We start from the raw sequence: 701 nt of genomic DNA on the forward strand, positions 1-701 counted from the left end.
AATAATGGTTTAAGTATCATAGTACCATCTTTGATACGAATTAAAGTCCCCTCCCCTAACACACCAGAAAGTTGTTGTTTACCTTTGATATCATTTGCAGGGGAGCAATCGACAACGAATGCAATATCAGGATCAATTTGCTTTGCGGCAGCTTTAGCTCCTCTAAGTCCAACTTCTTCTTGTACATTGGCACCAACATATAAGTCAACATCTAGTTGAACGTCTTTTAATAATTCTAATATCTCAATAGCTAAGACACAACCATATCGATTGTCCCAGGCTTTCGCGCTGTATCTGTTTTTTGACAACTGAGTCATTATTGTGTGAGGAACTATTGTATCGCCCACCTCTACACCCCGATTGCGCACTTCTTCTGATGAAGAAGCACCAATATCTAGCATTAAATCTTTGATTTGAGGTATGCTTTCATTTCCTGTTCTAAAATGTTTAGGAATATTAGCAACTACACCTATGATTTCTTTACCGTATCTATTTTTTATTTTTAATCTTTGTCCTTGCCAAATATCATTAGCCACGCCACCTAAATTCGTAAATTGAATCATTCCATTATCATTAATATGAGTAATCATAAAACCTATTTCATCCATATGTGCTGCTATCATAACTCGAGGTGCGTTTTCTTTATTTGATTTTTTTATACCATAGAAACCACCCATCTTATTTTGAATAAACTTATCCAC

The 701-nt window shown here is 35.4% G+C and carries 1 protein-coding gene; it reads right to left on the bottom strand.

Annotated features, from left to right (window positions below; all coding sequences use genetic code 11):
* Positions 1 to 701 (bottom strand): zinc-binding metallopeptidase family protein (locus IE142_RS39825; protein WP_191889439.1); only part of this gene is annotated, 701 nt, incomplete at both ends.

Origin of the sequence: Streptomyces mutabilis (assembly GCF_014649815.1) — a bacterium.
GTDB lineage: Bacteria > Actinomycetota > Actinomycetes > Streptomycetales > Streptomycetaceae > Streptomyces > Streptomyces mutabilis.